The 15623-nt window shown below is 36.2% G+C and carries 16 protein-coding genes and 1 pseudogene; all 17 read right to left on the reverse strand.

Going from position 1 to position 15623, the window contains the following annotated elements; genetic code table 11:
* Positions 1 to 258: 258 nt before the first annotated feature.
* The 17 genes and pseudogenes from BTHG_RS24185 to BTHG_RS03640 all read right to left on the reverse strand — a co-directional run bounded on the left by BTHG_RS24185 (position 259) and on the right by BTHG_RS03640 (position 15620).
* The gene (locus BTHG_RS24185; RefSeq protein WP_010282367.1) at positions 259 to 483 is read right to left on the reverse strand and encodes a hypothetical protein; all 225 of its coding nucleotides are present in this window, start codon (positions 481 to 483) and stop codon (positions 259 to 261) included.
* Positions 484 to 504: 21 nt separating this feature from the next.
* On the reverse strand, positions 505 to 1869 hold the full coding sequence (locus tag BTHG_RS03565; protein WP_010282374.1) for a DUF342 domain-containing protein: 1365 nt from the start codon (positions 1867 to 1869) through the stop codon (positions 505 to 507).
* A 74-nt stretch (positions 1870 to 1943) separates the two neighbouring features.
* Positions 1944 to 2711 carry a FliA/WhiG family RNA polymerase sigma factor gene (locus tag BTHG_RS03570; RefSeq protein ID WP_010282377.1) on the reverse strand — a complete coding sequence of 256 codons (768 nt, stop codon included), beginning with the start codon at positions 2709 to 2711 and terminating at the stop codon, positions 1944 to 1946.
* 97 nt (positions 2712 to 2808) lie between these two features.
* A complete protein-coding gene (locus tag BTHG_RS03575; RefSeq protein ID WP_010282380.1) occupies positions 2809 to 3306 on the reverse strand; it encodes a chemotaxis protein CheD in 498 nt (165 codons plus the stop codon).
* Complete coding sequence (locus BTHG_RS03580) at positions 3299 to 3940, reverse strand: chemotaxis protein CheC (RefSeq protein WP_010282382.1); 642 nt, start codon at positions 3938 to 3940, stop codon at positions 3299 to 3301. The genes BTHG_RS03575 and BTHG_RS03580 overlap by 8 nt, the downstream gene beginning before the upstream one ends.
* A 5-nt stretch (positions 3941 to 3945) precedes the next feature.
* On the reverse strand, positions 3946 to 4407 hold the full coding sequence (locus BTHG_RS03585) for a chemotaxis protein CheW (protein WP_010282397.1): 462 nt from the start codon (positions 4405 to 4407) through the stop codon (positions 3946 to 3948).
* 36 nt (positions 4408 to 4443) lie between these two features.
* Positions 4444 to 6487, reverse strand: a pseudogene (locus BTHG_RS24190) (chemotaxis protein CheW).
* Positions 6488 to 6505: 18 nt separating this feature from the next.
* Positions 6506 to 7570, reverse strand: a complete 1065-nt coding sequence (locus tag BTHG_RS03595; protein WP_010282398.1) for a protein-glutamate methylesterase/protein-glutamine glutaminase — start codon at positions 7568 to 7570, stop codon at positions 6506 to 6508.
* An 11-nt stretch (positions 7571 to 7581) separates the two neighbouring features.
* Entirely contained in the window at positions 7582 to 8457 is an 876-nt protein-coding gene (locus BTHG_RS03600; protein WP_010282399.1) for a MinD/ParA family protein, read from the reverse strand.
* The gene (gene flhF, locus BTHG_RS03605) at positions 8454 to 9626 is read right to left on the reverse strand and encodes a flagellar biosynthesis protein FlhF (RefSeq protein ID WP_010282401.1); all 1173 of its coding nucleotides are present in this window, start codon (positions 9624 to 9626) and stop codon (positions 8454 to 8456) included. The genes BTHG_RS03600 and flhF overlap by 4 nt, the downstream gene beginning before the upstream one ends.
* Entirely contained in the window at positions 9623 to 11659 is a 2037-nt protein-coding gene (flhA, locus tag BTHG_RS03610) for a flagellar biosynthesis protein FlhA (RefSeq protein ID WP_010282404.1), read from the reverse strand. The genes flhF and flhA overlap by 4 nt, the downstream gene beginning before the upstream one ends.
* A gap of 69 nt (positions 11660 to 11728) precedes the next feature.
* Positions 11729 to 12811 (reverse strand): flagellar biosynthesis protein FlhB, encoded by a 1083-nt coding sequence (gene flhB, locus BTHG_RS03615; protein ID WP_010282407.1) that lies wholly within the window; start codon positions 12809 to 12811, stop codon positions 11729 to 11731.
* Complete coding sequence (gene fliR / locus BTHG_RS03620; RefSeq protein ID WP_010282408.1) at positions 12812 to 13588, reverse strand: flagellar biosynthetic protein FliR; 777 nt, start codon at positions 13586 to 13588, stop codon at positions 12812 to 12814.
* 4 nt (positions 13589 to 13592) lie between these two features.
* Positions 13593 to 13862: a flagellar biosynthesis protein FliQ gene (fliQ, locus tag BTHG_RS03625; RefSeq protein ID WP_010282409.1), complete on the reverse strand. Its 270-nt coding sequence runs from the start codon at positions 13860 to 13862 to the stop codon at positions 13593 to 13595.
* Positions 13863 to 13879: 17 nt separating this feature from the next.
* A complete protein-coding gene (gene fliP, locus BTHG_RS03630; protein WP_010282410.1) occupies positions 13880 to 14545 on the reverse strand; it encodes a flagellar type III secretion system pore protein FliP in 666 nt (221 codons plus the stop codon).
* Positions 14542 to 15186, reverse strand: a complete 645-nt coding sequence (gene fliO / locus BTHG_RS24195) for a flagellar biosynthetic protein FliO (RefSeq protein ID WP_010282412.1) — start codon at positions 15184 to 15186, stop codon at positions 14542 to 14544. The genes fliP and fliO overlap by 4 nt, the downstream gene beginning before the upstream one ends.
* Before the next feature lie 71 nt (positions 15187 to 15257).
* Positions 15258 to 15620 carry a response regulator gene (locus tag BTHG_RS03640; RefSeq protein WP_010282414.1) on the reverse strand — a complete coding sequence of 121 codons (363 nt, stop codon included), beginning with the start codon at positions 15618 to 15620 and terminating at the stop codon, positions 15258 to 15260.
* Positions 15621 to 15623: the final 3 nt, after the last annotated feature.

Here is a 15623-nt window from a genome sequence, read left to right on the forward strand (position 1 = left end):
CCATCACATATGAAGTGATTACATTTTCAAATTCTTTGAGTAAACGTTCTTGCTTAATCTCAACATCCTTTAATTGTGTAATCTTGAGATATAAAAGAATAATTAAGAAAAATGCGATTGCGAATAATCCAAAGCATAGTACAAATAAAATGGTTGACATCGATACTCCCTCTATCCCACTATATCAATAAAATTGCCCTTATAGGGATGGTGTTCCTTTTCCTCTTGTTCTTGATCAGAGTCTTCTGTCTTTTGAGTTTACTGCTTTAAAAAAGAGTTTGAGGAACCATCCTTATGTATTTGAGCTTTTTCAGATTTGTTTTTCTCACTTATTTTAGTTCGATTTCTTTTATCCAATTTATCATTTTCCGCAGAGATATGATCTTGCATATGCTGTCCACGCATCATTAATTGTTCATGAATCTTCCCTGCATCTTGAGTTCTTGGGATTGCAACTTGTAATTCAATTAATTTAAGACTCAAAGTTTTCACTTCTTCCATTTTTTAATTGTCGGAAAAAATATTTATTGAAATCTCTTTATTAACTAGTTGCACTTTTACATGATGAAAGAGTTGATTAATAATTCTTTGGTATTTCCCAAATTGGACAAAGACATTCGGATAGAGATTGCCTCTCACAACTACACATTTGGTTGTGTCTTCCCCTCGTTTTTTAGAAAGGTCCTGTAATTCTGCTTCAAGCAAATCGAGTTTTTTTGTAAGTTGTACCTGTGTTAGTTTGTCTCTTTTTAAGAGTAAAATCTCATCTTCAGAAAGGGTAGATGTCTTTTTGTATTTTTCAGCTAATTTCTGGAGAATGTGGATTGCTTTTTGAAGTTGAACGTTTGTTGTTTCCATTTCTACACGTATTCGTTTCTCTTCTTCATGATGGAGATTACCTGTTCCTATAAGTATCTCTGTTTTTGTATGTAAAGCATTGCCGATGTCTTTTGCATCCAATTGTTTGCCAGCAGTGATAGAGCCCCCTATTATACTTCCGGTTACTAAACGGACGGTTCCATTTGCACGGCATGAGCTATGTAGAATAGATCCTGTTACTTCAATATTATTTCCGGCAATTACTTGACTCTGATTGATATAAGAAGCGATAATATCTCCCTGAGCTTGAATCGAAGCTTTCGTAAAACCTACAATACCACCTGAAATATAAATGGACCCATCAGCTTCTAGCTGTGCTCCTTCGACGATTCCATAGATTGAGATATCTCCGCCTGCTTTTACGACATAGTCACTAGGTACATTCCCTCTGATTGTAACATTTCCAATAAAATCAATATTTCCTGTTTTAAGGTTCAGATCCCCGTTCACTTCATAGACAGGAAGAACGTTTATCTTATTTCCCGATATGCTGACTTGTCCGTCAATTGTTGCATAAAGTTTTCCACTTGTTTCAACAATATTCTTACCCAACTTCAATGAATATGGTTTTCCGTTGACCGCACGAATTGGGTGTCCAAATACATTTTTTCCAGGTAGTCCAGGTTTTCCAGGATAAACGGTTGCTATCAATTGACCTGCTTTTACAGAAGGAATTTCCCTCACATTCCGAAAATTTAATACCTCTTTCGACTGAAACTCTTTTTTCTTTTCAGGAAATTCAAGCTTTAAAAAACCATCTTCTCCTTTTGTAGGAGCCTCGCCCTCGGCAATTAATAAGGGAAAATGCATGTCGTTCAAATTTGAGAACATGTTTGAAATGATATCTCGTTTTATTCCAAATGAAATTCCATGTTTAGTAAGCAACGAGTACACATCATTTTCTTCACTTTGTATAGGTGTAGAATCTTTACTAGCATTTACATGTACAGTTAATTTATCTTTGGATACTAGTAGTTCAAGTTCCGCCACAATCCTCCCGCCTTTTTAATGGTTATTCAGAAAGTCACCAAATGAGTAAGCTTAACGACTTTTTGACCATGATTTTAATGGATATGTTTTTGTAGGATATCCTTCAGCTTAAAAAGGGCTTTAGAGTGAATTTGAGAAATTCTTGATGTTGATAACCCCATAACCTGTCCAATTTCGGTTAATGTTAGCTCTTCTTTATAAAATAAGCTAATAATTAGCTGCTCTTTTTCATTTAATTGTTGTATTACCTGAATTAACTTGTTTAAAATTTCTTTTTTAACGACATGTTCTTCCGGTGTTAAGGTTGTATGGTCCTTGATCGAAAATGCTGACTTTTCACTGCCGTCATCATCATGTTGATAATCATCCATCGAAAGTACATTCGCATAGAATCCTTCATTAATGGTTTGATAAACTTCCTCTTCACTCATTCCAACTTGTTCTGCAATTTCTGGTATCGTGGCGTTCCTCATTAACTTTTGTTCAAGTTTTTCTATGACGGCTTCCACTTTTTTGGATTTTTCTCTTGAACTTCTAGGTAACCAATCTTCCTTTCTAAGACCATCAAGTATAGCTCCTCGGATTCGAAAGGACGCATATGTATCAAATTTTAAATCTCGAGAAGGATCGAATTTTTCCAGAGCATCATATAACCCCATCATCCCAAGACTTTTTAAATCATCTTTGTTCACACTTTTCGGAAGTGTAACTGAGATACGTTGCACATGGTATGAAACGAGTGGCATATATTTTCTGACAAGTGCGTCTCCTGCATCTGTGTCTCGTGAGTCGGTCCATTTCTGCCAATAATCGCCGTGATCTGTGGATGATAATCTGGACATTCTACTCCTCCTTTGCTCATATTTTGAACATTTATTTTACTTATTTTAGCAAAGTCCTATACAACTATTCATGACGGAACAGAGGGTGTAATCTTTTTTATATTTCCATTATCCCTTTGTTAACTGTGCGGATTTTAAGGATGGTTGTCACGGGGTCAAATTCGATTGTTCGACCGTTACTCCCACCAACATCCGACGCTACAAGTGTAATATTAAAGCGCCTTAGTTCTGCTTCAACTGCCTCAACATTTCGAGGACCAATTCTCATAATATCACTGCCAGATTGAAATTGAAACATTTGGGCCCCACCAGCGATTTTAGCTTTTAAACTCTTCGGTCGACCGCCAATTTTAATGATTTGGCTAATTAATTCCTCTATTGCAGTATCAGCATATTTAGCAATATTCATATTTCCTGCTTTTATTGAAGCGGAACTCGGTAGCATGATATGGGCAAGTCCTGCTACATGTTTTGCTTGATCATAAATGACAGCACCTACACAAGAACCTAACCCTGATGTGCGAATTAGGTCTGGTGCGGCTATGACATTCAAGTCAGCTATACCTACTTTAACAATTTGGTATGAATCAACCATCTGTTTGAACTCCTAATGCCGTAAAGATTTTTTCAAAAGAATTAGGATCCGGCAACAGCAAAAAGTGCCCATTGATGTTGTTGTTCTCAGGATTTTCATCTTCATTAATTTCTGTTTCAATGACAATTGCAAAATCACTTATCTGGGAAAGCTCTAGTAAACCGTAACCAATAATTGCCCCGACCATATCAATTGAAAATCCCGGAACAGAGGGATACAAATTCAAATGAGTAAAATCAGAAAGCGAGGTCAAATAAGAGCCCGATAAAATATTACCAACCTCTTGAAAAGCAGAAATTCCCATTTCATTCTGAATGCCACTTTCGAAAGAAAAGCTCTCATCGCCAAGTAAATCCTGAATTAACTTAGTGGCTTGTGGAAGTTGTAAGATAAAAAACATATTCCCAGTTAAATCTCCTTCAATTCGTAGGAAAATACCTGCAACGACATTATCAGCCCCACCAGCAAAATCCATCATTTCATTAAAAGAAACGATTCTCACATTAGGAACTTGCATATCAATTTTTCGATTTAAAAGTTTTGACAAAGCAGTAGCAGAATGTCCCGCACCAATATTGCCAATCTCTTTTAAAATATCTAAATGAGTAGAATTAATACGCCCGAAAAATGACATTGCAATTACCCTTCAATCTTTTCCCTTACGATTTCTGGGTTAAGAACCTTTTCTAGATTTAATAAAATGAGTAGTCTTTTATCAAGTTTTGCTACACCTTCTAAATATTCGACCTCTACACTACCTACAATCTCTGGTGGAGGCTCAATGGTGTTAACCGGGATATCCATAACATCATTTGCTGTATCTACAATTAACCCAGCCTCTACATTTTCGGTAGCAACAATAATAATCCTCGTACTATCCGTATACTCCGTTTCAACCATTCCAAAGCGAGTTCTTAGATCAATAATTGGAGTAACAACTCCTCTTAAATTAATTACACCCTTTACAAATGGTGCTGTTCTAGGTACGCGAGTTATATGTAGTACTTTTTCAATTGAACGCACCTGGGAAACTGGAATTCCGTATTCCTCATTATGGAGCGAAAATATAATCACTTTTAACGCTGCTGCTTGTTCTGTCATTTTGTTCTCCCCCTTAACCTATAAATGTAACCAACTTTATTTAATTAACGCATTACAATCAATGATTAATGCAACTTGTCCATCTCCGAGGATAGTTGCACCTGAAATGGCGAATACGTTTGTTAAATAATTCCCAAGCGATTTTAACACTATTTCTTGTTGACCGATGAAAGAATCTACAATGAGTCCCGCTGATTTATCACCTTTTTTACAAGTAAAACAGAAAGATAATCATCTTCTTGAGGAGAAGATGGAACCTCAAACATTTCTTTCAAATCTGTTAATGGAACTACCTTGCCTCTAAAATCAATTACCTTTTGATTATGTGCATGTAGAACCTCACTTTTCTTTATTATGGCTGTTTCGATAATGGAAGAAAGTGGGATAGCATATTTTTCATTTTGTACTTCAACTAGCATTACAGAGATAATGGATAGAGTGAGCGGTAACTGAATTGAAAAAATTGACCCTTTTCCAAGTGACGAACGAATTGTAATTGATCCACCTAATGATTCAATTGTATTTTTTACAACATCAAGACCGACTCCTCGTCCTGATACATCTGAAATTTTTTCAGCTGTTGAGAATCCTGAAGAGAAAATGAAATCAAATACTTCACTATCAGTTAGCGCTTCTCCAGATTTTGCTGTAATTAATCCCTTGCTAATCGCCTTTTGAATTACTTTTTCTCTGCTAATTCCCGCACCATCATCTTCAATCTCAATAAAGACATGATTTCCACTATGGTATGCACGAAGAATAACCGTACCTTCTTCTGATTTCCCATTTTGCACTCTGACTTCAGGTCTTTCAATTCCATGATCTAGTGCATTTCGCAATAGGTGTACGAGTGGGTCTCCAATTTCATCAATTACTGTGCGATCTAATTCTGTTTCCGCACCAATAATTTGAAGATCAATTTTCTTATGCAAATCCTTCGCTAATTGGCGAACCATGCGTGGGAAACGATTAAAGACTGTCTCTACAGGTACCATTCTCATAGTCAAAATAATATTTTGTAAATCACCTGAAATTCTAGACATTCTTTCGACTGTTTCATTCAACTCAGAATGATTTAATTCCTTAGAGATTTGCTCTAAACGTCCTCTATCAATCACTAATTCTTCAAATAGATTCATAAGAATATCTAATCTTTCAATATTGACCCTAATCGTTTTATGACTACCGCTTTGCTTAGTGTTTTTAGCAGGCTGGTTTTCTTCTAATTTAGGTTTTGAATGTTCTTCTTCAACTGTAAGAGAAGGAGCAACTTCTTCCTTCGCCAGTTCCTGTTCATGTACTTGTGCCATTAATGAATCAATTTTAAATTCGGTCACTATTACCTTATCTATTTCAGAAACTTTCATTATCCGTTTTTCGATATTTTCGGCTGACTCGGTTGATACGAGCGTCACTGTAAATTCATCTTTGAATTGTTCTTCCTCGAGTTGTTCTACTGAAGGAAGAGACTTGATAATTTCACCAATTTGTTCAAGTACCTCAAAGACCATAAATACACGTGCAGCCTTCAGTAAACAATCTTCACGTAAACGAATCGTGATTTCATAACAAGTAAATCCTTGTTCTTTCGATTGCTGAATGACTGTTATTTCAAAATCATCATAAGTGGTTTTTCCAACAGAATTAGCAATTTCACTTATTGCCTCTACTGAAACAGGAGTGTCAGAATTGGTAATTTCTTCTCCACTTTCAATCTTCTTAAGTAAAAAACAACATCGGAAACATCTTTTTTACCATCGCCGCCATCGGCAATCGAAAAAATCATTTCCTCTAAATAATCAACTGCCTTAAAAACAACATCCAAAAGTGATGGTGATACCGTTATTTTCATATTTCGAATGCAATCGAGTACATTTTCCATCTGATGTGTAAGACTTGCTAAATCCTCATATCCCATCGTAGCGGACATTCCCTTTAATGTATGGGCTGAGCGGAAAATCTCATTTACAATTGAAATATTTTCTGGTTCTTTTTCTAATTCTAATAAATGCTCATTACAAGCCTGAAGATGCTCTTTACTCTCTTCAATAAACACTTCTAAATATTGATCCATTTCCACCAAATAACACCCCTTTGCTTATGTAAGGGTAACTATGGTACCCGCAATATCCTCTAAATTTTCAACCCTATCAACTAAATTTGTTTCAATTGCCGCTTTTGGCATTCCAAACACAATGGAAGTTTCCTTTGATTCAGCAATTGATACAACTTGTCCTGTGTCTTTAAGTTTTTTCAATCCTTTAGAACCATCTGCTCCCATTCCTGTCATGATAACTGAGATTTTCGGAATGCCCTTAATTTCACTTACCGACTCAAACAAGGCATCAACGGATGGTCTATGCCCATTTCGAATCTCACTCTCATCAATACTAATTGCGATTGTTGTCCCAATCCTTTTTAATTTCATATGGTAACCACCGGGAGCTATATAAGCAGTTCCTGGCCTCAAAAACTCCCCATGTTCAGCTTCCTTTACCGTAATCTTACTTAAACTATTTAGCCTATTCGCTAGCGATTTAGTAAAGCCTGCTGGCATATGTTGAACAATGACGATTGGTGCGGGATAATTACTTGGGAATTCAGGGAGGACTTGTTGTAGTGCTCTTGGCCCTCCTGTTGATGTACCGATACAGACAATTTTTTTTATACTTTTATTTGGTTCTAGTTCTATTTTACTATAATCTATAACTCTACTAATAGGTGTTTCTTGAATTTTCAATGGCTTTTTAAGTAATTCTATATTAACCTGCCCTGCATGTAGTACTTTTGTCACAATTTCATTTTTAATGAGATGAAGATCAATTGAAATCGACCCTGATGGTTTTTGAATAAAATCCACAGCACCATATTGCATCGCTAGCAATGTGTTGTCTGCCCCTTCTTTCGTAGTACTAGAAAGCATTACAACTGGTCGTGGAAATTCGCTCATGATACGTTGTAATGCTTCTATCCCGTTCATTTCAGGCATTTCAACATCTAAAGTAACCACATCTGGGTTATATTTTTCTATTTTACTCAGTGCATCGATTCCGTTTCTTGCAGTACCAATAACATTAATCCTTGAATCTTCCTGAAGAAAATTTGAAATGAGTTTCCTCATAAATGCTGAATCGTCTACAATAAGAACATTAATTTTTGTCATCGCAAGTGCTCCTATCTACCACGTACGAAAAAACGTTGCAACTTTGATATAAAGGATATTTGGTGATTCTTATCGTGATTTTGTTCATTCTTTTTTTCTAAATAATTTCTACAAATATCTAATAAATGTCTACTGATTCCTGATTTTGGTGCATATAGCAAAAATGGTTCTTGATGGCTTACCGCTTTTTGAACCGTTTTATCATAAAGCAAAACACCTAATACTTCGACTTCCTTTACTAAGAACTGCAACACAGCTTGTTTTAACCTTTTCAATGTCTGCACTCCCTCAGGCTCACTTTCAGCGCGATTAACAAGTAGATATAAGGGAATGGTTTGGTCGAATAAACAAATATATTTCATCGCCGAGTATGCATCAGTAATCGAAGTAGGTTCTGGAGTTGTGATGACAAAGATTTCGTCCATAGCCATGAGAAACTTTACATTTTCCTCCGTCATACCTGCACCCATATCAAAAAATACATAGTCGTAATCATTAAGTATAAGTTGCAATTGGTCGAGTAAATATTCTGATTTCTTTTCATCAAGTTTAAACAGATTTGGTAATCCATTTCCGCCTGCAATATAATCAATACCTTTTGGTCCTTTGATTAACAAATCTTTGATGGAAAGGTTATTTTTAAATAGGTCAACAATAGTATGTTGGGCTGTAATCCCCATCAAAATATCAATATTACCCATCCCGATATCCATATCAAACAGCAAAACCTTTTTGCCAAATTTAGAAAGGGCAATGGAAAAGTTAAGTGAGAGGTTTGATTTTCCAACCCCTCCTTTTCCGCTGATTACAGCTATTGTCTTCGGTTGTTCTTGGTCATTATTCATCGATGCTAGTTTTTTACGAAGAGCTGTAGCTTGGTCTATCATAATTCATCGACTCCAAGGATAGTATTAGCGATTAAGGATGGTGAAGCTACAACAATGTCATCTGGAACATTTTGTCCATTCGTTAAATATGCGACACCAACACCAGTATCAGCAATTAAATTTACCATTGCACCATAATTTCCGGTTTCATCCACTTTTGTAAAAATGAATTGAGATATTGCAATTTTTGAAAATTGTTCATAAATCAATTTCATGTCGTTCATTTTCGATGTTAAAGAAAGCACCAAAAACGTCTCCATATCATTCGAAAAATGGATTAGGCTATTTAAGTCGTTAATATATTTTTCATTTCGAAAGTTCCTGCCTGCAGTATCAATGAAAACAACATCATAATTTTTATAATTTTCTTTTGCATGTTGGAAATCTTCAAATGAATAACAAACCTCAACAGGTGCTCCTAAAATTTTGGCGTATGTTTTTAACTGCTCAATAGCAGCAATACGAAAGGTATCAGTTGTAATAAAGGCAATGCTTTTTTTATCCTTTAACATACAATCAGCTGCCATTTTCGCAATTGTAGTTGTCTTCCCAACACCCGTAGGACCGACTACATTAATATATTTTTTTTGATAGGATATCCCACCAAACTGAACACCAGAAATCTTTGCAATGATACATTCCTTGACCCACAATTTAACTGTTTCAAACGAAGCTTTTTCTGAAGCAGAGTACCATTTTCCCTGTAAACTAGTCATGATTTCTTTTCGAATAGAAGAATCAATTCCTTGATGATGCAGCAATAAGTTCATGTCCTGTAGTACCCCTGTGTAAGGGCTAATATCTGAGGATAATTCTTTCATGGCTGCTTTTAGTTCTTGAATTTCTTTCACAAGGTCTGGAGACGATGCATGTTCGTCCTTTGTCTCGTATTGCTTCACCGTTTCACGAACCACTGGTTTCGTTGTTTCAATTTTGACATCGTTAACTGGTACTTTTCTTTTCTGTTCTTTCGTTTGAACCATTTGATTTCTTGATATTTCTGGGTCAATCGCTGCGATTACTTCAACATTCTTTTTTCGAAAAAAGCCGAAAAAACCTTGAGTTTGAACGACCTTTGAGTTTAAAATAACTGCTTCACTACCCAATTCAGCACGGATTATTTTCATCGCTTCAGGCATAGAGGGCGCAACGTATTTTTTTACCTTCAATCTATATTCACCACCCCAACACTTTGAACTTCAACATTTGCCTCAAGCTCATTATAGGATAACACCGGAACCTGAGGAAAATAGCGTTCAATCAATTGTCTGACATACATTCTGACCGCTGGTGAGCATAACAAAATTGGAGCTTGTTCTTGGATGCTTACCGTTTCAATTTGCTTTGCAATTGATTCTATAATTGATTGTGAAACAGTAGGGTCTATTGATAAATAATTTCCATGTTCTGTCTGCTGGACACCATCTGCCACATACTTCTCGACTCTACCTGAGAGAGTCACAACCTTCATTGTTTCCCCTTGAACAAGGTATTGGTTTGTTATTTGTCTTGCAAGGGATTGTCTTACATATTCAGTTAACAAATCCGTATCAGTCGTCATTCGACCAAAATCAGCTAAAGTTTCAAATATAATCGGAAGGTTGCGAATTGAAACATTTTCTTTCAGTAATTTTGCCAACACCTTTTGAACATCCCCAACTGATAATGGATTTGGTGTAACTTCTTCCACTAAAATTGGATAGGATTCTTTTAAATGATCAATTAACTGTTTCGTTTCTTGTCGACCGAGCAATTCATAGGCATTTCTTCTAATGACTTCGGTTATATGTGTGGACACTACAGAAGGCGGATCGACCACCGTATACCCTTGCATCTCTGCCTGATCCTTCACCTCTTCGGAAATCCACTTTGCAGGTAGGCCAAAAGAAGGTTCTATTGTATCAATTCCTTCAATCGAATCGTCATCATAACCAGGGCTCATTGCTAAGAAGTGATCCAGCAAGAGCTCACCTCTCGCCATTTCACTCCCTTTAATTTTCAAGCGATATTCATTCGGTTGTAATTGAATATTATCCCTAATTCTAACGACAGGTATTACTAAACCCAATTCAATTGCCAATTGTCTACGGATCATAACAATTCGGTCTAAAATATCTCCACCTTGGTTCGTATCTGCTAGTGGAATCAAACCATAGCCAAACTCAAACTCAATTGGATCAACATTTAAAAGATTAACTACACTTTCAGGGCTCTTTAAATCCTCTACTTGTACTTCCTCTTCCATATCAGACTCTAAATCAATCTCTTGATCCTTATTTTTCGAAATCATATAGCCGCCAATTGCTAAAAAACTTGAGATAGAGATTGTTAAAAAATCATGAATCGGAGTAAACAATCCCAAAAGAAAAATTGTACCAGCCGTAATATATAGCATTTTCGGATAGGCAAATAATTGCTTAGTTATATCTGAACCTAAATTTCCTTCTGATGCAGCTCGAGTTACAACAATTCCTGTTGCAGTAGAAATTAATAAGGCAGGGATTTGACTGACGATTCCGTCCCCCACTGTTAAAAGAGTAAACTTAGATAGGGCTTCTTGGAACCCTAACCCATGCTGTGTCATTCCAATGATGAAACCAAATATTAAGTTGATAAGTACAATGATAATCCCTGCAATTGCATCCCCTTTTACGAATTTACTCGCACCGTCCATTGCTCCGTAAAAGTCAGCCTCCCTGCTTACTTTTTCACGACGCTCACGAGCATCTGTTTCAGAAATCATACCGGCATTTAAATCAGCATCAATACTCATTTGCTTACCTGGCATTGCATCTAATGTAAATCGGGCAGCAACTTCTGATACACGTTCAGAACCTTTTGTAATAACAATAAATTGAATGATAATGAGGATTAAAAAGACAACGAATCCAACAACAACATTGCCTCCAACAACAAAGGTACCAAAGGTGTGTACAACTCCACCTGCATCCCCTGTTGCAAGAATCGATCTTGTTGTAGAAACGTTTAACCCTAGTCGAAATAAGGTTAAAAGAAGAAGCAATGATGGAAAGATTGAAAATTGAAGTGGTTCTTGCATATTCATCGAAGTTAGAAGGACCAACAATGCAAGAGATATATTTATGATAATTAAAATGCTTAGCATCCACGAAGGAAATGGGATAATAAGCATTGCAACGATTAAGATAACACTTAGTAAAACTGATAAATCTCTTGCACGCATTGTTTTCTCTCCTTTAAGTCAAAAGCACATGTGGTGTTGAGGTAACTAAAATAAATCCTCAAAAACAATTTATAATTTTTCTTTCAAGCGGTACACATAGGCCAGTATTTCAGCTACCGCCTTAAAATACTCTTCTGGAATGGCATCCCCTATATCTGTACTTGCATAAAGAGCCCTTGCAAGTGGTCGGTTTTCAATAGTAGTAATTTCATGCTCTTTTGCAATTTCTTTGATTCGTGCAGCTACAAAATCTACACCTTTTGCAACAACAAAGGGAGCATCCATTTTTGTATCATCATATTTTAAAGCAATCGCATAGTGAGTTGGGTTTGTTATAATGACATCTGCCTTTGGCAACTCTTGCATCATTCGACTCATGGCCATTTCACGTTGTTTTTGCTTAATTTTTGATTTGATTAATGGGTCTCCTTCTGTCTTCTTATACTCGTCTTTAATATCTTGCTTTGACATTCTAATGTTTTTTTCAAAATCAAAACGTTGATAGAGATAGTCTAAAAACGATAAGAATAGAAGTGCCCCACCAGCAAATAATCCCATCTGGACCGTTAGTTTAGCAAGAACAATTAGAGCTGCGCTGACGGTTTTCTGGGATAAAGATAAAATTTCTTCCAATCGAAACCAAAGGATTGCACATGTCACGCCACCGACAATTACAATCTTTAAGATGGATTTAATCATTTCAACAAGGGCTCGTATCGAATAAATTCGTTTAAAGCCTTGGATCGGATCAAGTTTATTTAATTTCATTTGAATTGCTTCCGGTGAAAATAAAAATCCAACTTGCATAAGGTTTGCTGCAATCCCTGCGATGAGGGCAACAATCATAATTGGGGCTAAAATAATTGCTGCTTCTATTGATAATTCAATAAAAATTTCTTGAACACTTTGTTCAGTAGGTGTAATTAATAAATAATGACTAAATGAATGATTTAAAAATGTTAATACACGGTCAAAAATGAAACCTCCAAAAACGAGGAGAGTAAAAAAGACAGAAAGAAGTAGGATGGCCGTGTTTACATCTGAACTTTTTGCAACCTGTCCTTTTTTCCTTGATTCTTGTCGTTTTTTAGGAGTGGCTTTTTCTGTTTTTTCACCTGCAAAAAATTGTAGGTCAAGCCGAACTAAAGACATCTAGCTTCCCCCTAATAGTTCCATTAATCCTCGCATCGTTAAAACAGCATTGTCTACTAGTTTTCCGACAAGCATAAAAATCATCGACATTGCGATAAACAATACAATAAAACTAACCCCAACTTTTAAAGGTAAACCTACTACAAACACATTTAATTGTGGGACTGTTCTCGCTACAATACCTAAGGCGATGTCTACTAAAAATAAAGCGCCAACGACTGGCATTGACATTTGAAATGCAATAATAAACATTGTGCTAAAAGCCTTTAAAACAAAGGCCACCACATTTTCATCACCAAAGGGAAGTGTAGCTTGGTCCATTGGGATAAATTCATAACTATAAAAGATACCGTCTAATAATAGATGATGACCATTGATAGCCAATAAAAACAAAAGTGCAAATGTATATAGGTATTGTCCCATTAACGGGCTTTGCGCACCAGTATGAGGATCAATTACATTCGCGATAGCAAAACCCATTTGAAAGTCAATAAATCCCCCTGCAATTTGGATTGCAGCAAAAATCATATAAGCAACTAAGCCGATGAAAAGACCTACCATAGCCTCTTTCAAAACCAACATGATAAAAAAGCCATCAATTTGGAGTATTGGTTTTTCCATTGATAGGAACATAATCCATGCAAGAAAAAACGCAACCCCAATCCGGTGTGATGTTGGAAGAGTGCGATACGAAAACAAAGGCATGGTCACAAAAAAGCTTGTTACCCTCACTAGAACAAGTAAAAATGCAGGGAAATAAGAATAAACCTCAGTCATTTTTTCACCCTACAAATCTCGTTAAGTTACTAAAAATATCATGTGTATACGCAAGCATCTTTGAAAGCATCCACGGTCCAAAAAATACCAACCCAAGTAGAACAGAAACGATTTTGGGGATGAAAGCCAAAGTTTGTTCTTGAATTTGAGTTGTTGCTTGGAACACACTAACAATTAGTCCGACGACTAATGCAAGTAATAATAGTGGACCACATATCATTAAAGTCGTATATACACCCTGTTCTGCCAATGAAATAACTACTTCAGGACTCAATTGTGTTCACCTACTTTTTAGAAGGTCTGTAATAAAGATTTAACAATTAAATACCATCCATCCACAAGGACAAACAAAAGTATTTTAAATGGCAAGGAAATCATTACTGGTGGAAGCATCATCATCCCCATTGACATTAGGATACTTGCTACAACCATATCAATCACAAGGAACGGAATAAAAATCATAAAGCCGATTTGAAAAGCTGTCTTGAGCTCACTAATTGCAAAGGCTGGTACCATTGCTGTTAAAGGAATATCATCAATCGTTTCTGGCCTGTCTGCTCCTGAATAATTTAAAAATAACTCCAAATCTTTTTGGCGGGTATGTTTACTCATAAATTCTTTAAACGGAACAGCTGCACGATCATAGGCTTCCTCTAAGTTAATTTCTTCATTAAACAACGGGGTTAATGCCTGCTCATTCACTTGACTAAATGTCGGTGCCATCACAAAAAAGGTTAAGAACAATGCTAGTCCTATTAACACCTGATTTGGAGGCATTTGTTGTGTCCCCAAAGACGTTCGAACAAAAGACAATACAACAATTATCCTCGTAAAGCTTGTCATAAGGATTAAAATGCTTGGTCCAAGTGAAAGTACAGTTAAAAGAAGAAGAAGTTTTACGGATGTCGAGACATTTTCGGGCGCACTAGTATTAAAAAATTCCATAAATTCATTCATTCTTTACTAGACTCCTTATTTTCAAGTTGCTCGACAATTTTCTTTCTCCCTTGTTTTAATTCTCCTAATTGTTTTTGGAGCACGGAGGAAAAAGGCTGCTCCCCATTTTTCGCTTCTTTTCTTTTATCAATAAAACGGTTTATGATATCTCTTGGTTGAATCATGGATTCTAGTGAAGCATTATGTTGTTCAAGTATTTCATTAATCTCTTCCGTGTCTTCGATCTCTGTTAGAAGCTGAATTGTGTCCCCAACTCCAACGACCAAAACCCGCTCCCCAACCTTCACAATTTGAATGGAGCGGTTTGTACCTAAGCTAGTCCCACCTAAATTCTCAATAAACCTATGCTGGTTAAACATTCGATTTCTCTTATTAACAAATTTTAATAAAAAATAGATGAGTGCAATGACAAATAAGGTTGTAAAAATCATTCTAAAAAAATCGCCCGCTGTAAATTCATTGGCAGGTTGTGAATTTTCAGTAGGATTGGTTTCCTGCTCATCGTCAATTTGTTTTTCTTGCTTATTAAGTGCGTCATTTACACTTTTATCAATCTGACCTTCCGCTGCTTGTACAGGGAAAGTGACAAGCAAGGCATGAAAGAAGATAAGTGCAATAACAACTTTTTTTATGTGTTTCACTATTGTTGCCACTCTCCTGAATTAAATAAGATCATTAATGCTTGTCCGAAGCTTGACTATATTAAATAAAGTTAGCTAAGTGTTTTACTTATCGCTTCAATAACACGGTCTGCCTGGAATGGTTTTACAATAAAATCCTTTGCTCCTGCTTGAATTGCATCTATAACCATTGCTTGCTGCCCCATTGCTGAACACATGATAACTTTTGCATTTGGATTGATTTTTTTTATCTCTTTTAGTGCTGTTATGCCATCCATCTCGGGCATTGTAATATCCATTGTTACAAGATCTGGTTGGTGTTCTTTATACTTATCAACTGCTTGAGCACCATCCGCTGCCTCTGCAACAACCTCATAGCCATTTTTTGTTAGGATGTCCTTAATCATCATTCTCATAAATGCTGCATCATCTACAATAAGAATTTTATGTGCCATTAG

The sequence above is a fragment of the Bacillus timonensis genome (genome assembly GCF_000285535.1).
Taxonomy (GTDB): domain Bacteria; phylum Bacillota; class Bacilli; order Bacillales; family Bacillaceae_L; genus Ferdinandcohnia; species Ferdinandcohnia timonensis.

Excerpts from the sequence above, each read along its gene's own strand:
- flhB (WP_010282407.1), bottom strand. The coding sequence starts at position 12,811 with ATGTCTTTAGTTCGGCTTGACCTACAATTTTTTGCAGGTGAAAAAACA.
- BTHG_RS03600 (WP_010282399.1), bottom strand. The coding sequence starts at position 8,457 with ATGATAGACCAAGCTACAGCTCTTCGTAAAAAACTAGCATCGATGAAT.
- BTHG_RS03575 (WP_010282380.1), bottom strand. The coding sequence starts at position 3,306 with ATGGTTGATTCATACCAAATTGTTAAAGTAGGTATAGCTGACTTGAAT.
- fliR (WP_010282408.1), bottom strand. The coding sequence starts at position 13,588 with ATGACTGAGGTTTATTCTTATTTCCCTGCATTTTTACTTGTTCTAGTG.
- BTHG_RS03585 (WP_010282397.1), bottom strand. The coding sequence starts at position 4,407 with ATGACAGAACAAGCAGCAGCGTTAAAAGTGATTATATTTTCGCTCCAT.
- fliP (WP_010282410.1), bottom strand. The coding sequence starts at position 14,545 with ATGAATGAATTTATGGAATTTTTTAATACTAGTGCGCCCGAAAATGTC.
- flhA (WP_010282404.1), bottom strand. The coding sequence starts at position 11,659 with ATGCGTGCAAGAGATTTATCAGTTTTACTAAGTGTTATCTTAATCGTT.
- BTHG_RS03640 (WP_010282414.1), bottom strand. The coding sequence starts at position 15,620 with ATGGCACATAAAATTCTTATTGTAGATGATGCAGCATTTATGAGAATG.
- BTHG_RS03570 (WP_010282377.1), bottom strand. The coding sequence starts at position 2,711 with ATGTCCAGATTATCATCCACAGATCACGGCGATTATTGGCAGAAATGG.
- BTHG_RS03595 (WP_010282398.1), bottom strand. The coding sequence starts at position 7,570 with ATGACAAAAATTAATGTTCTTATTGTAGACGATTCAGCATTTATGAGG.
- BTHG_RS03580 (WP_010282382.1), bottom strand. The coding sequence starts at position 3,940 with ATGTCATTTTTCGGGCGTATTAATTCTACTCATTTAGATATTTTAAAA.